The sequence below is a fragment of the Ruegeria sp. HKCCA5463 genome, assembly GCF_013034175.1.
Taxonomy (GTDB): Bacteria; Pseudomonadota; Alphaproteobacteria; order Rhodobacterales; family Rhodobacteraceae; genus Ruegeria.
Window position 1 is genome coordinate 518,904 of the sequence record NZ_WQFL01000001.1, and the last position, 24,443, is coordinate 543,346.

Annotated in this window: 20 protein-coding genes; 10 read left to right on the top strand and 10 right to left on the bottom strand. The window is 59.1% G+C overall.

Annotation, left to right across the window (positions count from 1 at the left end; all coding sequences use genetic code 11):
- Nucleotides 1–51: 51 nt before the first annotated feature.
- The 5 genes from GOW09_RS02605 to GOW09_RS02625 all read right to left on the bottom strand — a co-directional run bounded on the left by GOW09_RS02605 (nucleotide 52) and on the right by GOW09_RS02625 (nucleotide 4,343).
- The gene (locus GOW09_RS02605; RefSeq protein WP_171115425.1) at nucleotides 52–861 is read right to left on the bottom strand and encodes a zinc-dependent peptidase; all 810 of its coding nucleotides are present in this window, start codon (nucleotides 859–861) and stop codon (nucleotides 52–54) included.
- Between the two features lie 121 nt (nucleotides 862–982).
- Nucleotides 983–1,483 (bottom strand): polymer-forming cytoskeletal protein, encoded by a 501-nt coding sequence (locus GOW09_RS02610; RefSeq protein ID WP_117868644.1) that lies wholly within the window; start codon nucleotides 1,481–1,483, stop codon nucleotides 983–985.
- Nucleotides 1,473–2,804, bottom strand: a complete 1,332-nt coding sequence (locus GOW09_RS02615; protein ID WP_171115427.1) for a M23 family metallopeptidase — start codon at nucleotides 2,802–2,804, stop codon at nucleotides 1,473–1,475. Before GOW09_RS02615 ends, GOW09_RS02610 begins: the two co-directional genes overlap by 11 nt.
- A gap of 174 nt (nucleotides 2,805–2,978) precedes the next feature.
- Nucleotides 2,979–3,797, bottom strand: a complete 819-nt coding sequence (locus GOW09_RS02620; RefSeq protein ID WP_371808021.1) for a ferritin-like domain-containing protein — start codon at nucleotides 3,795–3,797, stop codon at nucleotides 2,979–2,981.
- 84 nt (nucleotides 3,798–3,881) lie between these two features.
- On the bottom strand, nucleotides 3,882–4,343 hold the full coding sequence (locus tag GOW09_RS02625) for a peroxiredoxin (RefSeq protein ID WP_171115431.1): 462 nt from the start codon (nucleotides 4,341–4,343) through the stop codon (nucleotides 3,882–3,884).
- 68 nt (nucleotides 4,344–4,411) lie between these two features.
- Between GOW09_RS02625 and GOW09_RS02630 the strand changes: the two genes are divergently transcribed.
- The 4 genes from GOW09_RS02630 (at nucleotide 4,412) to GOW09_RS02645 (ending at nucleotide 10,955) form a co-directional block, all read left to right on the top strand.
- Nucleotides 4,412–7,798, top strand: a complete 3,387-nt coding sequence (locus GOW09_RS02630; RefSeq protein ID WP_371808014.1) for a DUF3971 domain-containing protein — start codon at nucleotides 4,412–4,414, stop codon at nucleotides 7,796–7,798.
- A gap of 42 nt (nucleotides 7,799–7,840) precedes the next feature.
- On the top strand, nucleotides 7,841–8,887 hold the full coding sequence (gene queA / locus GOW09_RS02635; protein WP_171115433.1) for a tRNA preQ1(34) S-adenosylmethionine ribosyltransferase-isomerase QueA: 1,047 nt from the start codon (nucleotides 7,841–7,843) through the stop codon (nucleotides 8,885–8,887).
- A gap of 111 nt (nucleotides 8,888–8,998) precedes the next feature.
- Nucleotides 8,999–10,270 carry an MFS transporter gene (locus GOW09_RS02640; protein ID WP_171115435.1) on the top strand — a complete coding sequence of 424 codons (1,272 nt, stop codon included), beginning with the start codon at nucleotides 8,999–9,001 and terminating at the stop codon, nucleotides 10,268–10,270.
- A 109-nt stretch (nucleotides 10,271–10,379) separates the two neighbouring features.
- Nucleotides 10,380–10,955, top strand: coding sequence for a DUF924 family protein (locus GOW09_RS02645; protein WP_152458288.1), 576 nt, complete (start codon nucleotides 10,380–10,382; stop codon nucleotides 10,953–10,955).
- Nucleotides 10,956–10,998: 43 nt separating this feature from the next.
- Here GOW09_RS02645 and GOW09_RS02650 read toward each other — a convergent pair whose 3' ends face one another.
- Nucleotides 10,999–11,433, bottom strand: a complete 435-nt coding sequence (locus GOW09_RS02650) for a hypothetical protein (RefSeq protein ID WP_171115437.1) — start codon at nucleotides 11,431–11,433, stop codon at nucleotides 10,999–11,001.
- Between the two features lie 213 nt (nucleotides 11,434–11,646).
- Here GOW09_RS02650 and lpdA point away from each other — a divergent pair, with 213 nt between their 5' ends.
- Entirely contained in the window at nucleotides 11,647–13,041 is a 1,395-nt protein-coding gene (gene lpdA / locus GOW09_RS02655; protein WP_171115439.1) for a dihydrolipoyl dehydrogenase, read from the top strand.
- 153 nt (nucleotides 13,042–13,194) lie between these two features.
- Here the strand turns inward: lpdA and GOW09_RS02660 are convergent, their stop codons facing one another.
- Nucleotides 13,195–14,580, bottom strand: a complete 1,386-nt coding sequence (locus GOW09_RS02660) for a dipeptidase (protein WP_171115441.1) — start codon at nucleotides 14,578–14,580, stop codon at nucleotides 13,195–13,197.
- A 325-nt stretch (nucleotides 14,581–14,905) separates the two neighbouring features.
- On the opposite strand from GOW09_RS02660, the gene hemA reads away from it, so the two are divergent.
- From hemA to ispG, 3 genes are all read left to right on the top strand, one after another.
- Nucleotides 14,906–16,129, top strand: coding sequence for a 5-aminolevulinate synthase (hemA, locus tag GOW09_RS02665; protein WP_152458284.1), 1,224 nt, complete (start codon nucleotides 14,906–14,908; stop codon nucleotides 16,127–16,129).
- A gap of 129 nt (nucleotides 16,130–16,258) precedes the next feature.
- Entirely contained in the window at nucleotides 16,259–17,464 is a 1,206-nt protein-coding gene (locus GOW09_RS02670; RefSeq protein WP_152458283.1) for a helix-turn-helix domain-containing protein, read from the top strand.
- Between the two features lie 71 nt (nucleotides 17,465–17,535).
- On the top strand, nucleotides 17,536–18,657 hold the full coding sequence (gene ispG / locus GOW09_RS02675; protein ID WP_171115443.1) for a flavodoxin-dependent (E)-4-hydroxy-3-methylbut-2-enyl-diphosphate synthase: 1,122 nt from the start codon (nucleotides 17,536–17,538) through the stop codon (nucleotides 18,655–18,657).
- Nucleotides 18,658–18,666: 9 nt separating this feature from the next.
- On the opposite strand, the gene GOW09_RS02680 is transcribed toward ispG, so the two are convergent.
- From GOW09_RS02680 to GOW09_RS02690, 3 genes are read right to left on the bottom strand one after another with little or no spacing between them, the layout of a single operon-like run.
- Nucleotides 18,667–19,746, bottom strand: a complete 1,080-nt coding sequence (locus tag GOW09_RS02680; RefSeq protein ID WP_171115445.1) for an agmatine deiminase family protein — start codon at nucleotides 19,744–19,746, stop codon at nucleotides 18,667–18,669.
- 24 nt (nucleotides 19,747–19,770) lie between these two features.
- Complete coding sequence (locus GOW09_RS02685) at nucleotides 19,771–20,529, bottom strand: DsbA family protein (RefSeq protein WP_152458280.1); 759 nt, start codon at nucleotides 20,527–20,529, stop codon at nucleotides 19,771–19,773.
- Nucleotides 20,526–21,908, bottom strand: a complete 1,383-nt coding sequence (locus GOW09_RS02690) for a M48 family metalloprotease (protein WP_171115447.1) — start codon at nucleotides 21,906–21,908, stop codon at nucleotides 20,526–20,528. Before GOW09_RS02690 ends, GOW09_RS02685 begins: the two co-directional genes overlap by 4 nt.
- On the opposite strand from GOW09_RS02690, the gene GOW09_RS02695 reads away from it, so the two are divergent.
- Nucleotides 21,907–23,070 carry a pyridoxal phosphate-dependent aminotransferase gene (locus GOW09_RS02695; protein ID WP_171115449.1) on the top strand — a complete coding sequence of 388 codons (1,164 nt, stop codon included), beginning with the start codon at nucleotides 21,907–21,909 and terminating at the stop codon, nucleotides 23,068–23,070. The genes GOW09_RS02690 and GOW09_RS02695 overlap by 2 nt on opposite strands.
- Before the next feature lie 66 nt (nucleotides 23,071–23,136).
- Nucleotides 23,137–24,357 (top strand): N-acetylmuramoyl-L-alanine amidase, encoded by a 1,221-nt coding sequence (locus GOW09_RS02700; RefSeq protein ID WP_171115451.1) that lies wholly within the window; start codon nucleotides 23,137–23,139, stop codon nucleotides 24,355–24,357.
- Nucleotides 24,358–24,443 lie beyond the last annotated feature (86 nt).

Genomic DNA, 24,443 nt, shown 5'->3' on the forward strand with positions numbered 1-24,443 from the left:
TGCAGAACGGGGAATTTTCCCGGCACCCTCGCACCAGGGGTCGCAAAGCCCTTAGTGCCATTGAGCAGGATCCAGGTGAAACAGCTTGGAGAGTTGCTTGTAAACCTCCGAGTCCGACCTGCGCAGGGCCTTTGGTCGCTCAAAGAACACTTCAACCGAAACGGCGAAAAACTCCTCGTGCCCTTCCGCGCCATAGGGGTCGATTACGGTTGGCTGCCCGGATTCGACGGCGCGGACATGCGCGTCATAGGCTGTCAGGAATGCGGATTCCCATTCTGAAAAGCTTTGGTCGTCGCTAAGTACGGGCACTCCGTTGGCCGACCCTGTCAGATCGTCGATCTGATGGGCAAATTCGTGAAACACAACATTTTGGCCGTCATGATCGTTCATGGCCCCGCGCTGGCTATGCGCCCAGGACAGGATCACCGGGCCGCGGTTCCAGCTTTCCCCTGTGCGCACGATTTCCTTCTCGGTGACGACATAGCCGCTGTGACGGCTCTGCCTGGATTTGAATGCGCTGGGATAGATCAGAATGGTAGTCAGGTTATCATACCAGAGATCGGTATTCACAACCAGCAGACAGGCTTGCGCGGCGATGGACAGTTGCATGTCTTCGGTAACGTCCAGGCCGTCACACCCGATGAATTCAACCTGATCAAGGAACAGGTTGATCTTGCCCTCCAGCTTTGCGCGCAGGCCGTGCGGCAGTTTCCGCAAGATCGGGACCTGAGTGTCGACAAGCTGCCGTTGTTTGTCGGTCAACGGAGCGGCCAACAGGGCGTGGCGCGCCTGTCGTTTGGACCAGAAATATAAGGCCAGACCTGCGGCGATCACCGCAATAAGTGTCAGAAAAATCAACATGGCCCGACCCTAACGTGTTCCCGGCGGGATCAAAACAAGTTTCCCGGGTATAGGCTGCGGTGCAAAAAAGAAACGCCGCTGGTCTCCCAGCGGCGTTTCCGATCTGACCTGATGGGTCGAATTACTGTTTGACGTCTGCTGCCGGGTTCGATCCGGCTTTGGCGCTGCGGCCCGGATTCAGCGGATCGTCCTGGCGCTGTACAGACCCTTCGAAATGCGCTCCGCTTTCGATGGCGATGGTCTTGTGGATGATGTCGCCTTCGACACGTGCGGTCGATGTCAGACGCACCTTGAGGCCACGTACGCGACCCACGATACGTCCGTTGATCACGACGTCATCTGCGGTGACTTCACCTTTGATCGTTGCCGATTCACCAATGGTCAGAAGGTGAGCGCGGATGTCGCCTTCGACTGTGCCTTCCACCTGAATGTCACCAGAGGTTTTGATATTGCCAGTGATGTGCAGATCCGAAGACAAAACCGACGCAGGTGGCTTGGGCTTGGGTGCAGTGGCAGGTTTCGACTCGGTCGGTGCAGGGGCCGCTGGGGTCGCCGGAGCGGCTGGTTTGGCCGCCTCGGGTGCCTTGGATGCGGGCTCGTTGATTTTGCTTTTAGAAAACATTTCTCGCAGCCTTGATGTAAGTCATTGGGTTTACGGGTTTTCCGTTCACGCGCACCTCATAGTGCAGATGCGTGCCGGTCGACCGTCCGGTGCTACCCATATCAGCAATATGATCCCCGCGCGAGACCCTTTGACCAACCTTCACGTTGATCTTGGTGTTATGAGCGTAAAGTGTCTCAATTCCGAATGCGTGCTTGATTTTCACAAGCCGTCCGAAACCGGATTGCCAGCCTGCATGGGTAACGACGCCGTCTGCTGTCGCAAAGATATCCGTGCCTTGCGGCCCTGCGAAATCGACCCCGTTATGCATCCGGCGACCACCGGTTTTGGGGTCGCGCCGGCTGCCATAGCCGCTGGTGAAACGCACGGCCGAATGTACAGGATTGGCAAAGGGGGCCTTTTCCGCCGCAAGTCGGTAAAGGTTCAGCTGATCCATCTGTTTCAGCAATGTATTCGCGCGGGCTTCCTCGGCGGACAACTCGTCCACCTCACCGCGCGTGCTAAGGGATAAAGGGGTCAGCGGACCGCCCATACCGCTATATCCGCGCCGGACCTCTTCGATGATACGGTCTGTTGGCATTCCCGCCTGACGGAACATCTTGTCCAGCGGCTCGACCGAGATCACCATGGCCTCTTCCAGCTGCCGGAAAATCTCGTCGCTGCGTTCCTGCATAAGGCGAATTTCCAGCTCAAGATCATCGCGCTGGTCCAGTGCTTGCCGGGCGTCGGCGGCGATCTGATCGCGTTCCTCGGCCGTACGCGCCAGAGCGTCTGTCATGAAGGCCATCTGAACCGGCGCGCTGGAGGCCGTTACGTACATGTCAGCGTTGCTGTTTTCCTGCTTCAGCGCCGCCAGTTCCTTCCGCGCATCTTCCCGCTGTTTCATGGTTGTGCGCAGCGTGGTCTGAATGACTTCGATCCCCGTCTCAAGTTCGCGACGGCGGTTTTCCGAGGCCAGCAGTTCGGACTGCATGGCGGATATCTGTTCCAGTGCGGCGTTGAAACGATCCTGAGCGGCGAGGGCTTCCTGCGCACGGGCGTCGCGTTCTGCGGACAGGACATTCAATCGTTCCTGATAGGTTGCCTGGTCGCGTTTCGCCTGTTCCCGGAAGTTGCCCGAACCGATGCTGTCCATCAGCAGAATGGCAGTTGCGACAGCGGTCCATCCGACCATGACGGCAACACCGGCCACCGCGACCACCTGCGTTTCCGAGCTGAGACGGATAAAACGTGTATCTTTGTCAGACTTCAGAAAAACCCGGCGTTCCGGAAAGTACCGTTCAAATGCGGAGTGTATTTTTATTGCCAGACGTGTTCGCACGCGTCCTACCTCTCATCCCCAAGATCGGGACCGGTTGTGAGTGCCGGCCGCTCCTTGGGCCGACTGCATAAAGGGCAGGCAGCGTTCGGGCAAGTTTGTTGATCAGTCTGGCGCCAACTGCGTAGAAATCCCCCCAAAGATCGGCGGGAAATTGCCGAAAAGCATGTTGAGGCGTCAGTTGGTGATATCGCCGGGCGCGGGTAGGTCTTCGGTCAGCGGCCAGTAGAAATCGGGCGGCAACCCGGCCTCAGCCCGTTTTTCCTCGTTGAAGGGTGGTTTGAGGACGCCGTGGAAATACCGGCGTACCAATGCGTGAAACACATCCTTGGGGTCCGTGTTTTCCCGGCCGCACAGGAAGTGAAACCACTTGGACCCATAAGCGACATGGCCGACTTCTTCGGCATAGATCACCTCAAGCGCGGCAATGGCCTGCTCGGCCTTGGCCTTGCGGAAAATCTCGATCATGCCGGGGGTCACATCCAGACCACGCGCTTCGAGCACCATCGGCACGACCGCAAGCCGTCCCATCAGGTCGTCTGCTGTGTCTTCGGCCGCGCGCCACATTCCGGCATGGGCGGGCAAGGCGCCATAGTGGCTGCCCATCTGCTCCAGACAATCGCAGACCATTTCGAAATGGCGCGATTCCTCTTCGGCGCATTTTACCCAATCGTCATAAAACCCGATCGGCATCGGCACATGGCCAAAGCGGGCAATGATATCCCAATGCAGATCGACGGCGTTCAGTTCGATATGCGCCACGGCGTGCAAAAGGGCGATGCGGCCCGCCTCGGTGCCCGGTTTGCGCTTTGGTACCTCGCGCGGAGACAGGAGTTCTGGCCGTTCCGGGCGCGCGGGTCGCAGCGGGGGTGACGCCGTCCCGATCTCGATCGGGGGCGCGTCGCCCTTGCGCGACGCAAACCACGCGGCGGCGTGCTGTTTGGACAGGGCGGTCTTTTCCCGACCTTCCGCCGTTGCAAGAACTTCGGTCGCCATCTGAGTCAGCGATTTGGACACCATTATTCTCCGCCTGGTTGATCCTGTGGCTCTTAAACCGGATGGCGACCGTGGTCGAGGGCGTTACAGCGCGCGCACGGCTTCCAGCACCTCGTCTACGTGACCGGGAACTTTGACCTTGCGCCAAACGCGGGCAATTTTGCCTTCGGGATCGATGATGAAAGTCGAACGCTCAATCCCCATCGACTTGCGCCCATACATGTTCTTTTCGACCCACACGCCGTAGTCTTCACAGACGGTCGAGCTCTCATCCGACAACAGCGGTGTGGTCAGCCCATGCTTGGCGACGAATTTGTCATGTTTGGCGACGCTGTCGCGCGAGATGCCGAAAACTTGAGCGCCCGCATCGGCAAAGGCCTGAAGTTGTTCCGAGAAACCGATGGATTCCTTGGTGCAGCCCGGCGTATCATCGCGGGGGTAGAAAAACAGAACCACGGTGCTACCGCGCAACGCCGAAAGCGTCACCTCGCCGCCGCCGTCGCGCGGCAAAGTGAAGTCAGGGGCGATGTCTGAAACGTCGGGCATTGGAAACTCCGCTAAAGGTTTTTAAAGGCTGCCTGATATCATAGGGCAACGCGTGCGGGTTGGAAGGCGTGGATAGCAATTTGAAGCAGCACGAAGACGGTGACGGAGCACAGCCGGATAAGCCCGCGCGCCGTCGGTCTCGCCGCCGGGCCGCTGGTCTGTGGGCCATGCGTGGCACTTTCGTGCTGGTACTTCTGGCGCTGTTCACCGGTTTCATGGTTGTCGGACAACGAATGCACGCCCCCGTCTGGCTGCGGGACAGGGTCGAGGCGCGGCTTGAGCAGGCTTTGGGCGGGCTGCAAATCCGGTTTGGCGATGTGAGTTTCATCATTCACGAGGGATGGCGACCCCGTCTGCGTTTGACCGATGTGGCCATCAGCGACGCTGAGGGTCGGCAAATTGCGCAGGTGTCCGACATGCGCGCCAGCCTGGCCATGCGCCCCTTGTTGCGGGGGCACGTCCGCCCCAAAAGGATAATTCTGAGGGGTGCGCAGATCGCCGTGACCCGGGACAAGGACGGGGCGCTGAGCCTTACGGTCGGGTCCGGCAGCGCACCGGTGCAGGAGGCCCCGAACCTGGCACAGCTTATCGAGGCTTCGGATCAGGTTTTCCTGTCTCCTGCGCTATCGGCGCTGACCTCGGTCGAGCTTGATGCGATCACACTGGATTATCGCGATCTTCGGCAGGGGCGGTCCTGGATTCTGGACGGTGGGCATATTCAAGCCAACCGAAGCGGCAACGAAGTGCGCTTGGCAACCGGGTTTTCGGTTCTGGCGGGGCGTGACTATGTCAGTGACATCGAGGCCAATTATACAAGCGTTCTGGGCACACCTGCCGCACAATTCGGAATCTCGGTCACCGATCTTCCGGCCGAGGACATCGCGGGCCAAACGCCTGCCCTTGCCTGGTTGCAGGTTCTGCGGGCCCCGATCTCGGGTGCCTTGCGCGGTGGTGTCGACGAAAACGGAGCGATCGGAACTTTGTACGCCACGCTGAATCTGGGGGCCGGGGCGGTGCAGCCAAACCCGGAAACACGCCCGGTTCCCTTCGAATCCGCGCGCACCTATTTCACCTATGATCCCAAAGGTCAGATTCTGGATTTCAACGAAGTTTCGGTGGTCTCGGCCTGGGGTGAGGTTCAGGCTGACGGAAAGGCGTATCTGGAAGGTGCAGAAGATGGCGTGCTGGACAGCCTGTCTGCACAGTTGCGGCTGTCCGGTATCAACGTGAACCCGGCAAACCTGTTCCCGCAACCTATTCAGCTTTCGCGGGCCAGCCTGGATTTCAAGATGGTCCTCAACCCGTTCCAGCTGCATCTGGGTCAGATGACCATTGAAGATCCGGGTCACACGGTGCGTGCCTTTGGCGTCCTGACCGGGCGGCCGGATGGCTGGGCCGTCAAGCTGGACGCACACTTGGATCAAATGACGTCGGACAAGGTTCTGGGATACTGGCCCGAACGTCTGGCCCCGAAACCGCGAGAGTGGGTGACCGAAAACCTGTACGAAGGGGTTCTGTCGGATATGGACTTTGCCCTGCGCCTGCTGCCCGGATCGAAACCGGATCTATATCTGGATTTCGGATTTGAAAAGGCGAAGATTCGGTTTGTCAAAACGCTGCCGCCGATCGAAAAGGCGCAGGGTCAGGCCAGCCTGATCAACAGCAGGTTCACGGTCACTGCACAGCAGGGTGTTGTGATTGCGGATGACGGCGGTGCTGTTGATGCGTCGGGGACGTCCTTCATCATACCCGACACGGATATCAAGAAATCCGCGCCTGCGATTGCGCGCATTCAGGCCAAAGGCAGCGTGACGGCCGCGTTGTCGTTGTTGGACAGGCCTCCGCTGGAATTGCTCAGCAAGGCGGGGTTGCCCGTTGACGTAGCGAAAGGAACGGTGTCGCTGGCGGGAACCCTTTCCTTGCCTTTGAAAAAGGGTCTCAAGTTTGACGAGACCGAGTTCCATTTCGACGGAAGGTTGGCCAACGTGTTCAGTGACCGCTTGGTGCCCGGATTTGACGTTAGTGCTGATCTTCTGGACCTTTCTGGTGATCAGTCCGGCGTTCAGATTCAGGGGCAGGGGCAGTTCGGGGATGTACCGCTGACGGCGCTCTGGCGGCAGCCTATAGGCGGCAAGTCGGATCAGCGAAGCACCCTGACCGGTCAGATCGAGCTGTCGCCGCGATTGATGGATGAGATCGGCGCCGGCCTGCCTCCGGGGATGCTGACCGGCAAAGGGATTGCAGATATCACGTTGGGGCTCGGCGCCGGGGTTGCCCCGAAATTATCCGTCACATCCGATTTGCAGGGGGTCGCGCTGGCCATACCCGAACTTGGTTGGAGAAAGGGGGCCAATTCGACCGGCTCTCTGACGGCCGAAGCGACTTTGGGATCGCAGTTGAAGGTGGATAGCCTGCGCATAAATGCAGCCGGATTGCGTACATCAGCCTCCATTACGTTTCGCGAAAACGGCGAATATGACCGGGTTCGCTTCACCTCTTTTGACCTCGGCGACTGGCTGGCGGTCCCGGCAGAGCTGATCGGGCGCGGAAACGCCATGCCGGATATCCGTGTGCTTGGCGGCGTCCTTGATATGGGTCGCGCGAATTTCGGCGAAAGCGGCGGATCGGGCGGCGGGGGCGGCGCCGGGCCTAAACTGGACGTGGCTCTGGATCGCCTACAGGTTACGGAAACCGTCGCGCTGACCGGGTTCCGGGGCGCATTTCAGACGACCGGCGGAATACAAGGGAACTTCACCGCGCAGGTCAATGGCGGCGCGCCGGTCAGGGGGCAGGTCAGCCCCAGAGGGAACCGAAGTGCTGTTGACCTTACGTCGCAAGATGCGGGGTCCGCGCTGCGATCGGCCGGAGTACTGACACAGGCGCGGGGCGGAGAAATGAATCTCAAGCTCGAACCTGTGACGGCACCGGGCAGCTATGACGTGATACTGAAAATCACCAACACACGGATTACCGACGCCCCGGCCATGGCGGCCTTGCTGAATGCCATCAGCCTTGTGGGCCTGTTGGATGAAATGGCGGGGCAGGGTATCTTTTTTGCAGCAATCGACAGCCGGATGCGTGTCACCCCCACAGACATCAAAGTGCTAAGCGGCAGTGCCGTCGGCCCGTCGATGGGCCTGTCTTTTGATGGCACCATCGATACGGTGAACGGCTTGCTGAACCTGCGCGGTGCGATCTCGCCCATATACCTCCTCAACGCAGTTGGCAGCGTGTTTACGCGCAAGGGCGAGGGCGTCTTTGGCTTCAACTACACTCTGACCGGCCCGCTTGCCTCGCCCAAAGTTTCGGTAAATCCGTTGTCCGGTCTCGCACCTCTGTTCCTGCGCGACCTGATGCGTGCCCCGGCACCCAAAGTTCAGGATGGTCCGAACGCAGTGCCGCAGAAACCGGATGAACCCAAACGCACATTTGGCTCATCCCCAAGTGACCGCTGACAGGATATGGCCGAATCTGATGCAGGGTTGTAAGGCGCGGGCATGAAACTTAGCGATTTTGATTTCCATCTGCCCGAAGACCTGATCGCCACGCGGCCGGCCAGCCCGCGTTCCTCTGCGCGCTTGCTGGTGGCGCAGGGGGATGCAATCACGGACAGCCATGTTTTCGACCTGCCCGATTTCCTGCGGCCGGGTGACCGGCTGGTGTTGAATGACACACGGGTCATTCCGGCGCGACTGAACGGCCGACGCCACCGGGACAGCGCGCAGGGGCCGGTTTCCGCAGGGATCGAGGCCACTTTGCTTGATCCACAGGCCGATGGCACGTGGTCTGCGTTGATCAAGCCGCTCAAGAAGGTGAAGCTTGGGGAAGAGATTGTCTTCTCGGATGATCTCAGCGCCACGCTGGACAGGGTTGCGGATGGCCAGGCTTATCTGCGCTTCAATCTCAGCGGCGAGGATTTCGACGCGGCGCTGGATCAGGCCGGAGCAATGCCTCTGCCGCCCTACATCGCAACCAAACGTCCGGCTGATGAACGGGACAAGACGGACTATCAGACCATCTGGGCAAATCATTCCGGTGCCGTGGCCGCCCCGACGGCATCATTGCATTTCGATGAGGCGCTGATGAAGGCGCTGGCAAAACGGGGGGTAAGCTTCACGCATGTGACGCTTCATGTCGGGGCAGGGACTTTTCTTCCGGTCAAGGTTGAGGATGTCACAACACACAAGATGCATGCTGAATGGGGGCAGGTAAGCCCCGACGCCGCCGCTGAGATACAGGCAACCAAGGTCGCCGGCGGGCGGGTGATCCCGGTGGGGACAACGGCTTTGCGCCTGATCGAAAGTGCGGCACGGTCAGGACAGATCGAACCCTGGGAAGGCGAAACGGATATCTTCATCTATCCCGGTTTTGAATTCCACGTCACTGACGCATTGATGACCAATTTTCACCTGCCGAAATCCACGTTGCTCATGCTGGTTTCGGCGCTGATGGGGCAGGATCGGATGCGCGATGTCTACGCGCATGCCATCGCCCGGAAATACCGGTTCTTTTCCTATGGCGACGCGTCGCTTTTGATCCCTTGAGAGGCGCGGAAACAGCATCGCGGATCGGGAATGTCGTAGACAAGCGCGACGTAGGCGGTCTTTGATCGCAGAACGACACTAAAATCAGGTTGGCACTAGTCGGAGGCCCCAATGATTCAGGTCCTTTCCAGCGCATGGGCGCTGCTGCTCGGCATGGGGTTGCTGATGGTCGGAAACGGCCTTCAGGGCACGATTCTGGGTGTGCGGGGTGAGATCGAAGGCTTTTCGACCCTTGAGATGTCTTTTGTCATGTCGGCCTATTTTCTGGGCTTTCTGGGCGGCTCACGCCTTGCGCCCGAGATGATCCGGCGCGTTGGCCACGTGCGGGTCTTTGCGGCCCTTGCGTCATTTATTTCGGCCGTGATGATCATGTATCCCATGCTGACCAACCCGATCGCGTGGGCTTTGGGCCGGGTGGTGATCGGGTTCTGTTTTTCTGGCGTCTATGTCACTGCCGAAAGCTGGCTCAACAATGCGGCCAGCAATGAAAATCGCGGGCAGGCGCTGTCGCTCTATATGATCGTACAGATGACGGGGATCATCAGTGCGCAGGCGCTTGTTCTTGTCGGCGACCCCGCCGGTTACGAGACGTTTGTGATCGCCTCGATCCTGGTTTCAGTGTCCTTCGCACCGATTTTGCTGTCGATCTCGCCGACACCGGCCTTTGATACCACCAAACCGATGACCTTGAAGAAACTACTGGAAACCTCGCCTCTGGGCTGCGTGGGCATGTTTCTTCTGGGGGGTGTGTTTTCCGCGCAGTTCGGCATGGCGGCGGTGTATGGCGCCCGGGCAGGGCTGTCGCTTGTTGAAATTTCGACCTTCGTTGCGGCGTTTTATATCGGCGCAGTGGTCCTGCAATACCCTTTGGGCTGGTTCTCCGACCGAATGGATCGCCGCTTTCTGATCCTGCTTGTGGCGCTCGCCGGTGCCGGTGGCGCAACGATCGCTATGATGATGGGCGGATCGTTTCCAATTCTGCTTGCTTCGGCTTTCCTGATCGGCGGTATGTCCAACCCGCTATATTCACTGCTGATCGCGCATGCGAATGACTTTCTGGATCACGAGGACATGGCGGCCGCATCCGGTGGGTTGGTATTCATCAACGGTCTGGGCGCGATTGCCGGGCCGGTGATCACCGGCTGGCTGATGGGGGATGCCGTATTCGGGCCACCGGGCTTTTTTCTCTTTATTGCGGCACTGTTACTCGCAATGGCACTTTACGCCCTGTATCGGACGACGCAGCGGGCATCGATACCCGTGGACGAAACCGGCACAATGTCGACGCTGTATCCAACGGCCTCGCCAGTTGCGTTTGAAGTGGCACAGGAAGTCGCCATCGAAGCCGCCGAGGCCGAACAGGCTGAGCAGGAAGATGCCTAGGACACAGGATTATGTCGCAAGTGTTGCAATATGTTACTGTAACAGTTCTGTAAAACGGCCTTAAATGACGTTACGTCCAAACTACGGGCACAAGACGGAGTTTAAGGCAATGGTAACGCCTGAAGAAGTATTGAGTTTTTGGTTAGATGAGGTGGGTCCAAAGGGCTGGTACATAGAGGATGAAGCGCTGGATTCAGAAATCCGCGCACGTTTTCAATCAACGTGGGAGGCTGCGGCCGAGGGCAAGTTTTCGCTCTGGCTGACTTATCCCAGCGGGTCACTGGCTTACATAATTTTGACGGACCAGTTTCCACGCAACATGTTCCGCGGGCAAGCGCGTGCTTTCGCGACGGACCGAGCGGCCTTGGCGGCTGCGAAATGCGCGGTGGACAGAGGTTGGGACAAGAAGATCGATGAACCGGCCCGGCAGTTCTTTTACCTGCCGATGATGCATTCGGAAAATCTGTGTGATCAGGAACGCTGCGTGCGTCTGATCTGTCAGAACCTAAGCGGCGATACAAGCAATCTGCTGCACGCCCGTGCGCATCGTGAAGTGATCCGCAAGTTCGGTCGTTTCCCTTACCGGAACAAAGCACTGTCGCGCAGCTCGACCCCCCATGAAGAGGCTTACGTCGACATGGGCGGCTATGGCAGCACTGTGCGAGAGCTGCAAGCAATGGCCTGAGATTGTACAAAGGTTTTGCGCCTCTGTTGTTAGTGCGGTGGCTTCAGGCTCCCGGCTCGCATCCTTTGAACGACAAGACGCGTTCGGACGCGACGTCTGCTCCGGTCTGTATGGCCTGGGCGATCAAAACCTCTGGTGTCTCTGCAAGTTCTGTGAAACGCTCCTGCGCAGTTTGTAGCTTTTGTTCAACCGCGTTCAGGCGGCGCAATGTTGCCTGGATATTTTGAGCGGTTTGACTGTCCGTAACTTGGTTTTCCCTCATCAGCGTCGTCAAATCACCGCGCAACGCGGAAAGCTCGTCCCGAATGCCCTTCGCTTCATCCCGAATAGGGGCAAGAACTTGCACTGTCTCTGAGAATTCCGCCGAGACGCTTTCGACTTTCGATGCCAGCTTCCAGCCTAAAAACAAGCACAGCGCCACAAGTATCAAAGTTGCGTTTAGCAGAGCAAGCGCCAGATCTTTTAGTGTTTTGGCCATGGTAAACCCCTTGAATTCAATGTGTTCACAAATGTCCGAGCGGCGTCGGCGTTTCTGTTCTAGCCATAGCATGGGCCTGCGTATAGGCTGAAATCCGCATATTCAGGTAAGGTTTACCCTGTGTCTCATTTGTCGCGGGAACGCGTGTTGATGCGTTTCTGAAAATAGTTTAATGGTAAACTAAATTTTCACCACCTGCGCCGAGAGGAACACATGGCTGCACAATCCTATGATCTGATCGTAATCGGGGCTGGCCCCGGTGGCTATGTCGCCGCCATCCGTGCGGCCCAGCTTGGTCTGAAAACCGTCGTGGTCGAGCGCGAGCACCTTGGTGGCATCTGCCTGAACTGGGGGTGCATTCCGACCAAGGCATTGCTGCGGTCCTCCGAAGTGTTCCATCTGATGGCACGCGCCAAGGATTTCGGATTGAAGGCCGACAAGATCGGTTACGATCTGGACGCGGTCGTCAAAAGATCCCGTGGTGTTGCCGGGCAGCTTTCGGGCGGCATCGGCCATCTGCTGAAAAAGAACAAGGTCGCCGTGGTGATGGGGGAGGCGACGATCCCCGCAAAAGGCAAGGTCAGCGTCAAGACCGATAAGGGCACCGAAGAACTGACGGCCAAGAACATCATTCTTGCAACCGGCGCACGGGCCCGCGAACTGCCCGGTCTCGAGGCTGATGGCGATCTGGTCTGGACGTACAAGCACGCGCTGCAACCGCCCCGGATGCCAAAGAAGCTGCTGGTCATCGGCTCGGGCGCGATCGGAATCGAATTTGCCAGTTTCTACAACACGCTGGGGGCCGACACGACGGTGGTCGAGGTGATGGACCGCGTGTTGCCCGTGGAAGATGCGGAAATCAGTGCCTTGGCCAAGAAAGCCTTCACCAAGCAAGGCATGACCATCATGGAAAAAGCCATGGTCAAGCAGTTGGATCGCGGCAAGGGCAAGGTCACCGCTCATATCGAGGTCAAGGGCAAGGTTGAAAAGCACGAGTTCGACACCGTTATCTCGGCTGTCGGGATTGTTGGGAATGTCGAAAACCTCGGGCTCGAGGCGCTGGGCGTCAAGATCGACCGCACGCATGTGGTGACGGATGAATATTGCCGCACCGGCGTCGATGGCCTTTATGCGATCGGTGACATCGCGGGCGCGCCCTGGCTTGCACATAAAGCCAGCCACGAAGGTGTCATGGTTGCCGATCTGATCGCGGGCCAGCATGCGCATCCGGTCAAGCCCGAAAGCATCGCCGGATGTACCTATTGTCAGCCGCAAGTGGCCTCGGTGGGATATACCGAAGCCAAGGCCAAAGAGCTGGGCTATGACATCAAAGTCGGTCGCTTCCCCTTCATCGGCAACGGCAAGGCCATTGCTCTGGGCGAACCGGAAGGTCTGATCAAAACCGTGTTCGACGCCAAGACAGGCGAATTGCTGGGGGCCCATATGGTCGGCGCGGAAGTCACGGAACTGATTCAGGGCTATGTGGTTGGGCGGCAGCTGGAGACGACCGAAGAAGACCTGATGAACACGGTCTTCCCGCACCCGACTCTGTCAGAAATGATGCATGAAAGCGTGTTGGACGCTTATGGCCGCGTGATCCACATGTAACGTCATACGCGTGTTGCGATCGGACAGGGGGCTCTGCCCCCGCCTTGCTGCGCGCGGCTCCCCCGGGATATTTTGGGCCCGATGAACAAGGGATCTTTTATTCATCTGGCGGCAAATATCCCGGAGCGCGAGGCAGAGCCTCGCTGAAATCCGTTACTTGTTCAAAGCATCCAGAATGCGGGCCCACGAACGGATGCCCTTGTGAAAGCTTTTGACGTCGTATTTCTCATTCGGCGAATGGATGGCGTCGTCCTCGTTGGCATAGCCGACCAGCATCGAATCCAGCCCCAGAACGGTATTGAAATACCCGACGACGGGGATCGAGCCGCCCATGCCGGTAAACACCGCTTCGCGGTCCCACTCGTCCGACAGCGCTTTGCGCGCGGCTTCGAATTCCGGGCGATCGATATTCATGACCGAAGCGGGCGAACCTTCCAGATCGTTGTCCCAGACAACTTTTGCATCCGGGGACAGGCGATCCTCGACATGTTTGCGGATCTTGTTGCGCAGCGCGTCGGGGTCCATGTCGCCGACCAGTCGGCACGTGATTTTACAATGCGCTTCCGAAGGGATAACGGTTTTCGAGCCTGCGCCATTGTATCCGCCCCACAGCCCGTTCACCTCAAGTGTCGGGCGCGCCCATTGCTGTTCGAGCGTCGAATAGGCTTTTTCGCCGTGCGGCTGGGTATAGCCGACCGAATTCAGATAATCCGCTTCATCGAAACCGCAATTCTGCCACTGGCGCAGCTGGTCCTGGGGCACTTCATGAACGCCTTTATAGAAACCATCGACCGCGACACGCCCGGTTTCGTCATCATAGAATGAGGCAACGATCTTCGACAGCTCGCGCAGCGGGTTCAGCCCCGGGCCACCGTAATGGCCGGAGTGCAGATCGATGCGGGGCCCGATGATCGTGAACTCGTCCTTCAGCATGCCGCGAAGCTGCGCGGCAATCGACGGAACACCTCGCGACACCATGGATGTATCGCAAACCAGCGCCAGATCCGCTTTGAGTTCGGCCGCGTTTTCTTCGAGGAAGGGGACCAGCGAGGGTGAGCCGGATTCCTCTTCGCCTTCAAAGAAGAAGGTGATGCGGCAGGGCAGGGATCCGTGCACCGCTTTCCATGCGCGGCAGGCTTCGACGAATGTCATCAATTGACCTTTGTCGTCCGATGCCCCGCGCCCGCGGATGACGTGGCCGTGCTCGGTATCTTCGATGGCGGGGTCAAACGGGTCGCGCGTCCAAAGGTTCAACGGATCGACGGGTTGCACATCATAATGGCCATAAAACAGGATATGGGGTGCATCCGAGTCCTCGCCCACATGGCCTACGACCATCGGGTGTCCCGGGGTTTCCCGTTTTTCTGCTGCAATTCCGATACTGTTGAGGTCGGCAACCAGCCAGTCGGCCGCACGGCTGACGTCGGCCTTGTACGCGGGATCGGTTGAGATCGAAGGGATGCGCAGCAGCTCCATCAGGCGGTCGATCGAGGTTTGCAGATCTTCGTCAATCCGGTTCAGCACGGTGTCTAGCGACATGGGGATCTCCTGCTTGTCTGTGTTCGCGCGAACCCTAGCAGCGTTGACGGCGCCGTCCAGAGCGGTTGATCTGAATTGTTCATGCAATCACAAGCCCGCGAATGACGTTGCGCGGGCTGCGTCGTTTCCACGCGTCCGATAGCCGGAACTATACTTGCCGTGAGCATTGCAAACTTATATTTGATGCAAATCAAAGTTGGGTTCACCTGTTCGGCTGTAACCAGCTGAATAAAGTAACACAAAGCTGCTGATACAGGTTAAGCTGTTGGATGTGGCAGACTAATTGCCCAAGGGAAACCGGAAACGGGCATTCAAGGAGGGTCCGTTGGACTATACTGCTCAGCTCGATTCAGCGATTGCCAGGCTGCATGACGAAGGACGTTACCGGACCTTTATCGATATCGAACGTCGCAACGGACACTTTCCGCACGCGGTACGCACGCGCCCGGACGGCTCGCAGCAGAACATCACCGTATGGTGCGGCAATGACTATCTGGGCATGGGCCAGCACCCTGTTGTTCTGAACGCAATGCACGAGGCGGTCGAAGCCGCAGGTGCAGGATCGGGCGGGACGCGCAACATCTCGGGGACAACGGTCTATCACAAACGGCTCGAGGCCGAGCTGGCAGATCTGCATGGCAAGGAAGCCGCGCTTTTGTTCACCAGCGCGTATATTGCCAACGACGCCACGCTCAGCACGCTGCCCAAGCTGTTTCCGGGGCTGATCATCTATTCTGACGCGCTGAACCATGCTTCGATGATAGAAGGGGTGCGCCGAAACGGCGGGGCCAAGCGCATCTTCCGTCATAACGACGTGGCGCATCTGCGCGAATTGCTCGAGGCGGACGATCCCGCCGCACCCAAGCTGATCGCGTTCGAGTCCGTCTACTCGATGGATGGCGATTTTGGTCCGATCGAAGAAATCTGCGATCTCGCAGATGAATTCGGCGCGCTGACCTATATCGACGAAGTGCACGCGGTGGGCATGTATGGCCCGCGCGGCGGCGGCGTGACCGAGCGTGACCGGCTGGCACATCGGATCGACATCATCAATGGCACTCTGGCCAAGGCATATGGCGTCATGGGGGGCTATATCGCCGCCAGCGCAAAGATGTGCGATGCCGTGCGGTCTTATGCGCCGGGCTTTATCTTTACGACATCGTTGCCGCCGGCAGTTGCCGCAGGGGCTGCTGCATCCGTTGCGCACCTGAAAACCGCGTCTGAGCTGCGCGAGCAGCACCAGACCCAGGCGAAGATCCTCAAGCTGCGGCTGAAGGGAATGGGCCTTCCGCTGATCGACCACGGCAGCCATATCGTGCCAGTGATCGTCGGCAATCCGGTGCACACCAAAAAGCTCAGCGATATGCTGCTGGACGATTATGGCATTTACGTGCAACCGATCAATTTCCCGACCGTCCCGCGCGGAACCGAGCGTCTGCGTTTTACCCCGTCTCCGGTGCATGGACCCGACGAAATGAACCGTCTGGTGCAAGCGATGGACGAACTTTGGTCACATTGTGCGCTAAATCGCGCCGAACTTGCCGGATAACCTAACGCCAAAGTGTGCAACGAGTTTGCCGCGTGTTAAGCTTACGCTAACAAAACGAGTAGACGAATCATTCTGGGAATGATTCGCCACTTACGCGAAATACGCGACAGGCAGAATGGGGCAGCAGGGATGATTGGGCGCAGATCTCAGCGCGAATCCGAAGAGGACGTAGATGTCAGACCAAAAGGGTTTGACGACTACGAAGTTCGCCTAGGCGACAAGATGCGCGGTGAACGCGCAACGATGGGCAAATCTCTTCTGGATGTTCAGCGCGAGCTGCGGATCAAAGCCAACTATATCGCTGCAATTGAAAACGCCGACCCAGATGCGTTTGATACACCCGGCTTTATCGCCGGGTATGTGCGTTCCTATGCGCGCTATCTGGGTATGAACCCCGATGAGACCTTCGCGACTTTCTGTGAGGAAAGCGGATTTGAGGTCGCGCATGGCATGTCCGCAGAGGCCTCGGTGGTGCGGAAACCTTCGGGGGCTCTGCCTGCGCGCGGTCCGATGGGGCGGGATCCGTTCATTTCGCCCAATACGCCCTATATTCCGGGCAAGGAGTCTCTGGTCAGTCAGATTGAACCTCGCGCAATCGGCTCGTCGCTGGTTTTGCTCGCGGTGATCGGTGGCATTGGCTATGGCGGTTGGGCTGTTTTGAACAAGATTCAGCAAGTACAGGTCAGCCCGGTTGAACAGGCACCGGTGGTTCTGTCTGATCTGGATCCGCTGGATGCGGCGCGCAGCAACGTGTCAGATGATGTTACGGAAGTGGCAAGTGCCGAAGCACTGGACCGTCTCTATCGTCCGCAGGCGCTGGATGTCCCGGTGCTGGTCTCGCGGGATGCTCCGATCTCAACGCTTGATCCGCGCGAGGTTGGAACCTTCCGCCCGCCCGAATTGCCGCAGTTCGAAGTGGCTGAACTGCACACGGTCGAAAAACCGGCCCTGCCGCAAGTGGTCGAACAGATCGATACCACGCTAAAGATCGTGGCAGTTGATCCCGCCTGGATGCGTGTGACGGCTGCGGATGGCAGCGTCATTTTCGAAGGTACGCTGGGAACCGTCGAGCAAGGCAGCGTATTCGAAGTGCCCCTGACAGAAGAACCGCCGACATTGCGTGCGGGCGCGTCGGGATCGGTATATTTCGCGATGAACGGTGAACATTACGGCCCGGCGGGTGCTCCGGGCACGGTCGCCAAGGGTGTTGTTCTGTCGAAAGACGCCGTGTCCGAGGCCTATGCCGTCGCCGATCTGGAGGCGGAACAGAACAGTGCGCTCAAGCAACTGGTGGCGGAACTGCAAACCGAGGCGACAGAAACGCCCGCCGAGTGATCTAGCCATTGCGATAACCCCGTTGCCGAACTATCTACAATCGCAACTCAGGCAGACGCGGATCCGTCCTTATGTCCCTAAATCACGTGCGCCCATGGCGCGACATCTATCGTCGTAAATCCCGTCAAATCATGGTCGGCAACGTCCCCGTTGGTGGCGATGCACCCATTGCCGTTCAAACCATGACCAACACGCTGACCACCGATGTGGCGGCGACCGTGGCGCAGGTACAGGCCGCGGCAGAGGCCGGCGCTGACATCGTTCGCGTATCGGTTCCTGACGAAGCGTCGTCCAAGGCGCTGAAACAGATCGTTCGGGAAAGCCCGGTGCCCATCGTGGCGGACATTCATTTCCACTATCGGCGCGGGATCGAGGCCGCCGAAGCGGGCGCTGCCTGTCTGCGCATCAACCCCGGCAATATCGGCGACGAAACCCGCGTAAAAGAAGTCATCCAGGCGGCGCGCGACCACAACTGCTCGATCCGCATCGGCGTGAACGCGGGCAGCCTGGAAAAGCACCTGCTTGAAAAATATGGCGAGCCGTGCCCCGAGGCGATGGTAGAAAGCGGGCTGGAACATATCCGCATCCTTCAGGACAATGATTTTCACGAGTTCAAGATCAGCGTAAAGGCCAGTGATGTGTTCCTGTCGGCCGCGGCCTATCAGGGCATTGCCGAGGCGACGGATGCCCCCATCCATCTGGGCATTACCGAGGCCGGAGGGCTGGTCAGCGGCACGATCAAATCGGCCATCGGGCTGGGCAGCCTGCTGTGGATGGGGATCGGCGACACGATCCGCGTCAGCCTGTCTGCTGATCCGGTGGAAGAGGTCAAGGTCGGGTTTGAAATCCTCAAATCCCTTGGCCTGCGCCATCGGGGCGTCAATATTATCTCGTGCCCATCCTGCGCGCGGCAGGGTTTTGATGTCATCAAAACCGTCGAGGCGCTGGAACATCGCCTTGAACACATCAAGACGCCGATGTCCCTGTCGATCATCGGCTGCGTGGTCAACGGGCCGGGTGAAGCGCTGATGACCGATGTTGGTTTCACCGGCGGCGGGGCAGGGGCCGGCATGGTCTATCTGGCCGGTAAAGCCAGCCACAAGATGTCGAACGACCAGATGATCGATCACATCGTGGAAGAGGTCGAGAAAAAGGCGGCTGAACTGGATGCGGCGGCTGAAGCGGCTGAATAGCCTGTTTCTTCACGACATCTGAAAAAACGGCATCTGTTGTGTGGCGCAATGGATGCCGCCGCCAAGCTCTCCCAGCACATCCGCGTCAAGCGTCACGACTTCACGCCCAGGGTGGTGCCTTGCAAGTGTTTCCGACGCGATCCTGTCAGTTTCCGAGTCTCCGAACCGGGCCGCAATCACACCGCCATTGCAGACGTAGTAATTGGCATAAGAGGCCACGAAATCCAGGTTTTCGACACGGCGGAAATGCGGCTCGGGTATCACGTCCATGTCGATGCCCGCGGCAATGAGACGATCATGGGTGTCCAGCGCGGCCATTTGGAAAGGATCATCTTTGTCCGGTTCATCCGGCAAGTTGATGATGCCGCGACCGGGGCCGGTAAAGCGGGCCAGACTGTCAATGTGATAGTCGGTGATGTCTTCGCCCCAGACACCTTCGGACCAGATCATGCGTTTGGCCCCATAGGCCGCCAACAACCGGGCTTCGATCTCGTCCCGAGTGAGGCCGGGATTGCGGTTGTCATTCACCCACGAGCTTTCATGCGCCATAAGTGTCCCATGCCCATCCTGCTCGACGCCACCGGCTTCGCCGATCAGCCCGGTCGGCAACAGGGGCAGACCCAGCCTTTCGGCCACTCTGCCGGCAATTTTCGCATCATGTGCGTGAACCTGTTTTCTTCCCCACCCATTGAACTGGATCTGTTGGACCGCAAGCGCGCCACGGTCGTTGATCGCAAAGACCGGGCCTGCGTCCCGGCACCACAGATCTTCGGTCGGGACATCCCAGATCTCGACCGCCGCAGAAAGCCGTTTGCTGATGTCTGCGTGATGTTCCGCTCCGGCGAGCATTGTGACGGGTTCAAAAGCAGAGATCGTGTTTGCGATTTCCGCAATGGTCCCCTTTACCATTTCCAGAAAAACGGGATCGCGATAGACGGTGCGGCTTACCGGCCATTGCATGAAAGTGCGTTCATGCTGGGCGTCTTCGGCCGGCACGTGGAAGCCGGTCGCGGACTGCGCAATAGACTGGCCAGAGAAACCCGTCATACCCAACGCTCCTCCGGCCACCAGAAATTCCCGCCGTTTCATGGCACGTCGCCGACAGATCCGGCCTTAGCCGCGTTCGGCACGTATACCGTTAACGATCTGCTGCATCTGATCGGCTGGCAAATAGCCACGCAGCATCTCTGTGCCCAACACGAACGAAGGCGTGCCCGAGATCTGCATCCGCTGGGCCAGAGCACGGGTGCGCGCAATCTCATCCGTAACGCGATCGCTGTCCATCGCCGCGATGATCTCGTCGCTGTTCAGCCCCAAACCGTCCGAGATGCGGCGCAGGGCAACTTCGGTTGGCTCGCCGGTGAATTCCAGCAGGGCATCATGGACCTGCTTGTATGCGTCGTCGCCCGCCACGTGTTTGGTGGCCACGGCAAAACGTGAGGACAGCACAGACGCATCACCCAGAATGGGGAATTCCTTGATCACAAGGCGGATGTTGCCGTCTTCCGCCAGCAGGCTGGTAACTTCGGGAACGGCACGGCGGCAATAGCCACACCGGTAGTCCATGAACTCGACCAGCGTGATGTCGCCATCCGGGTTGCCGCCAACCCAGCTGTACCCATCATCGAACAGTTCATCCGCATTGGCGGCGACCAGTTCTTTGTCCGCCGCGGCTTCGGCGACGGCATTGCGCTCTTCCAGAATGTTGATGGCTTCGATGATCACTTCGGGGTTTTCCAGCAGGTATTCGCGCACCTGGGCACCAAATTCCGCCTTCTCGGCATCGTTCATCGCATTCAAGTCCAGCGCCTGCGCCGAGGTCGCCGCCATGGAAAGCCCCAGAAGGGCGGGTGCAGCATGTCTGAGGATCATTTCCGTTTCCTTTTGTCTTTGTCGAGTCGTTCCGCCGCAATCAACACGTCTTGTGCCCTTTGCCAACCCGGTGAACCTTCGGGCAGTCGTGCCACGGCGCGTTTCGCGTGAATTCCGGCATCTTTCAACCGCCCTTGCAGCGCATACCGCTCTGCCGTCACGGTGGATGCCATACCATCATTGCCAACCTGAGCATAGGCCACACCCAGATCCTGCAACAGCCTGGCGTTCCGGTAGTCCCGGGCGCGGGCTTTTTCCAGCACGCTCAGGGCCTGTTTGGTTTGACCCTGCGCCAGCAACGCCCGCCCGTATCCAGCCAGGATAAGCGCATCGTTCGGAGCCATTTCAACAGCGTTCCCATACGCTTCAACAGCCGCGCCTATTTGCCTGTTTTCCAGCAGAATTTGCCCTTTCAGGTCATAATAGTAGGGGTCGTTCGGGCGCAGCGCCAGTGCCTCGTCGATGGCACGGCGCGCGCGATCCAAATCACGGTTCTGATGATGGGCCGAAGCCTCGCGCATCAGGCGGATGTCCTGAGCGGTTTCTTCTTTGGCGCGCCGTAATGTCCAACTGGGTGAGCGTAAGAAGGCCGACAGTTTGCCTTTGACGCGGGCAAACCAGTAATCGGCATTGGCATTCGGAACGGCCTTGTCGCCGAACTCATCCAGAAACGCTTCGGCGGCGCGCAATCGTTCACGACTGGTGGGATGCGACCGCATGTACGGGTCCTGATTAGCGACGCTCAACAATTCCTGACCCGCGAATTTTCTGTGCAGCTCGACCATGCCGCTGGGGGAAATCTGTGCCCATCGCAGATAGCTTGCGGCGCTTCGGTCGGCCGAGGCCTCTTCGGCGCGGGTATGGCCCAGAAAGCTGCGGATTGCGGCGCCTTGGGTGCCTGCGGCGATGCCAATGGCGGCTTCACCCCCTCCGGCCGCAGCCGCAAGCAGGGCCAAAGCGGTACCAAGGCCCGCATTGCGCCGCGCCGCCTTCAGGTTTTCGGCGCGGCGGGCCAGGTGGCCGTTCGCGATATGCGCGGCCTCATGCGCGATCACCGCTTGCAGCATTTCGGGGCTTTCGACCGTAAGGATCAGCCCGTAATTCAAATAGATGGCGTTGTAGTCGATGACGAATGCATTGAACGTGTTGTCATTGACCACAAGGATTTGAACCCGATTGGTGTTCAGACCGGCGGCACGCAGAACCGGAAAGGCCAGCTCGCGCAGGCCACGCTCGATATCGGGGTCGCGGATCAGGCTTTGCCCATGGGATTGCGTTGCCGCCGCCAGCCAGACACCAACCGACAGGATCAGAGCCGGGATTGACGTCAGCAGGGATACGCGTTCAAAAGCCATGGCTGCAACATGGGAGATGGGCATGAGAAACTCAACCCGGTCCGGGGTCGATCCCTTCATCGTGATGGACGTGATGGAGGCCGCGCGCCGTGCGGAAGAAGCGGGCCGCCATGTGATTCACATGGAAGTTGGCCAGCCCGGAACCGGCGCCCCCAAGGGCGCGACCGAGGCGCTGGCCAAGGCGATGGATCAAAGCCCGTTGGGCTATACGGTGTCTCTGGGTTTGCCTGCACTGCGAAAGCGTGTCGCGCAGCTTTATGGTGAGTGGTACGATGTGGACCTGAACCCGGGGCGCGTGGTCATCACGCCCGGATCGTCCGGCGGGTTTCTGCTGGCTTTCACGGCATTGTTCGACAGCGGGGATCGCGTCGGAATCGGTGCGCCGGGGTATCCGTCTTATCGCCAGATTCTCAGGGCACTTGGATTGGTGCCGGTCGATCTGCCGACCGCGCCTGAAAACCGTCTGCAACCCGTGGCAGCGGATATTCAGGGAATGGGCCTGAAGGGGCTGATGGTGGCGTCACCGGCGAATCCTACCGGCACGATGCTGGATCACGCCGCCATGGGGTCGCTGATCGAAGCCGCACACGGGCAGGGGGCATCCTTCATCAGCGACGAAATCTATCATGGTCTGGAATACGAGGCCAAGGCCGTGACCGCGCTGGAACTGACGGATGAGTGCTATGTGATCAACTCGTTTTCCAAGTATTTCTCGATGACCGGTTGGCGCGTGGGCTGGATGGTCGTGCCTGAGGATCAGGTGCGCGTGGTCGAGCGGATAGCCCAGAACATGTTCATCTGCGCGCCGCATGCCAGTCAGGTTGCCGCACTGGCCGCGATGGATTGCGAGGACGAGCTGCAAGCCAATCTGGACGTGTACCGCCGAAACCGCGCCCTGATGCTGGACGGGCTGCCCAAGGCGGGCTTTACGAAAATCGCGCCTCCGGACGGGGCTTTCTATGTATATGCCGACGTGTCTGACCTGACCGATGACAGCCGCGCATTTGCGGCCGAGATTCTGGAAAAGGCCGGGGTCGCGGTCACGCCGGGTCTGGATTTCGATCCGCAGCGCGGCCATACGACGTTGCGTTTTTCCTATGCGCGTTCGACGGCCGACATTCAGGACGGGCTGGAACGGTTGCGCGTTTTCATGACCCAGCGGAAGGTGATCGGGGAACCTGCCTGAGCCGTTCACAAATCAGCCCTTGTGGTATAGGCTGCCCGGCAAACGATCTCGGGAAAACTTGAGGCCATGAGCAGGATCTTCATTTGCATCGCCCTGATCTGGGCGCTGTGCGGCAGTGCCGTCGCGCAGGATTTCAGCGCGCTGGCACGCGTTCAGCCCGACCAAAGCCGCATCACGGATGTGGGGCGAACTGGCGTTCGCGTGGATATCGGCCTGAGCCAGGGGGTGCCGTACCGGATCTTCACCTTGCAGGATCCGTACCGGATGGTTCTGGACTTCAACGAAGTGGATTGGACCGGGCTGAACCGAACGGATTTCCTGCAATCCGAACGCGTCAGCGGCGTGCAATTCGGAGCCTATGTTCCGGGTTGGTCGCGGCTGGTGTTGGAACTGGGCGCACCGATGGCCGTAGACACAGCCGAGCTGTCGGTGGCCGAGGATTCGGGGGCGGCGCTGCTGTCTCTGAACCTCAAGGGCACGGATTTTGACACGTTCAACGCAACCGCAGGTGCGCCGCGCAATCCGGGTTGGGACTTGCCGGAACCGGCTGACCTGCCGCAGGCACCTTCGCGTTCCGCGGACCGGCCGTTGCGCGTAATGCTCGATCCGGGGCATGGCGGGATCGATCCGGGCGCCGAAACCGATGACGTTGATGAAAAAACCCTGATGCTGACCTTTGCCCGCGAACTGCGCGAAGTGCTATTGCGATCAGGAGGTTACGAGGTGGTCCTGACCCGCGTTGATGATCAGTTCGTCTCGTTGGAACGTCGGATTGCCCTGGCGCATCGGGCTGGCGCGGATCTGTTCATTTCGCTGCACGCGGATTCCCTGTCGGAAGGGCAAGCCCATGGGGCGGCCGTCTATACCCTGTCTGCCGATGCTTCGGATGTGGCCAGTTCAAAACTGGCTGAACGACATGACCGGGGGGATTTGATCTCGGGCATCGATCTGAATGGTGCCGATGATCAGGTGGCTGATGTTCTACTTGATCTGGCGCGCCAGGAAACGATGCCGCGGACCAGGTCCTTGGCCAGCGCGATCGCCAACGGGATGGCCCAGCAAGGCGGGCCGATGAACCGCAAACCGCTGCGGACCGCTTCGTTCTCGGTGCTCAAGGCGGCCGATATTCCGTCTGTTTTGGTCGAACTTGGATTTCTGTCCAGCCCCAGAGATCGGGAAAACCTCAGGGATTCGGAGTGGCGGGCGAAAATGGCCTTGGGGATATTTCAGGGGATCGAAGACTGGCGCCAGAAGGATGTGATCCGCAAATCCCTGATTGGCCAGTGACCTTGCGACGCAAAACGGCTAGAATACGCTTGGTGTTTTGACCCTTGGGCGGTGCAACACTATATAGGCACCACCGCGAGAAAAAG

Bases quoted from the DNA above. Each gene is read 5' to 3' on its own strand.
- GOW09_RS02605 (WP_171115425.1), bottom strand. From the start codon at position 861: ATGTTGATTTTTCTGACACTTATTGCGGTGATCGCCGCAGGTCTGGCC.
- GOW09_RS02610 (WP_117868644.1), bottom strand. From the start codon at position 1,483: ATGTTTTCTAAAAGCAAAATCAACGAGCCCGCATCCAAGGCACCCGAG.
- GOW09_RS02620 (WP_371808021.1), bottom strand. From the start codon at position 3,797: ATGGCGACCGAAGTTCTTGCAACGGCGGAAGGTCGGGAAAAGACCGCC.
- GOW09_RS02625 (WP_171115431.1), bottom strand. From the start codon at position 4,343: ATGCCCGACGTTTCAGACATCGCCCCTGACTTCACTTTGCCGCGCGAC.
- queA (WP_171115433.1), top strand. From the start codon at position 7,841: ATGAAACTTAGCGATTTTGATTTCCATCTGCCCGAAGACCTGATCGCC.
- GOW09_RS02640 (WP_171115435.1), top strand. From the start codon at position 8,999: ATGATTCAGGTCCTTTCCAGCGCATGGGCGCTGCTGCTCGGCATGGGG.
- GOW09_RS02645 (WP_152458288.1), top strand. From the start codon at position 10,380: ATGGTAACGCCTGAAGAAGTATTGAGTTTTTGGTTAGATGAGGTGGGT.
- GOW09_RS02650 (WP_171115437.1), bottom strand. From the start codon at position 11,433: ATGGCCAAAACACTAAAAGATCTGGCGCTTGCTCTGCTAAACGCAACT.
- lpdA (WP_171115439.1), top strand. From the start codon at position 11,647: ATGGCTGCACAATCCTATGATCTGATCGTAATCGGGGCTGGCCCCGGT.
- GOW09_RS02660 (WP_171115441.1), bottom strand. From the start codon at position 14,580: ATGTCGCTAGACACCGTGCTGAACCGGATTGACGAAGATCTGCAAACC.
- GOW09_RS02670 (WP_152458283.1), top strand. From the start codon at position 16,259: ATGATTGGGCGCAGATCTCAGCGCGAATCCGAAGAGGACGTAGATGTC.
- ispG (WP_171115443.1), top strand. From the start codon at position 17,536: ATGTCCCTAAATCACGTGCGCCCATGGCGCGACATCTATCGTCGTAAA.
- GOW09_RS02680 (WP_171115445.1), bottom strand. From the start codon at position 19,746: ATGAAACGGCGGGAATTTCTGGTGGCCGGAGGAGCGTTGGGTATGACG.
- GOW09_RS02685 (WP_152458280.1), bottom strand. From the start codon at position 20,529: ATGATCCTCAGACATGCTGCACCCGCCCTTCTGGGGCTTTCCATGGCG.
- GOW09_RS02695 (WP_171115449.1), top strand. From the start codon at position 21,907: ATGAGAAACTCAACCCGGTCCGGGGTCGATCCCTTCATCGTGATGGAC.
- GOW09_RS02690 (WP_171115447.1), bottom strand. From the start codon at position 21,908: ATGCCCATCTCCCATGTTGCAGCCATGGCTTTTGAACGCGTATCCCTG.
- GOW09_RS02700 (WP_171115451.1), top strand. From the start codon at position 23,137: ATGAGCAGGATCTTCATTTGCATCGCCCTGATCTGGGCGCTGTGCGGC.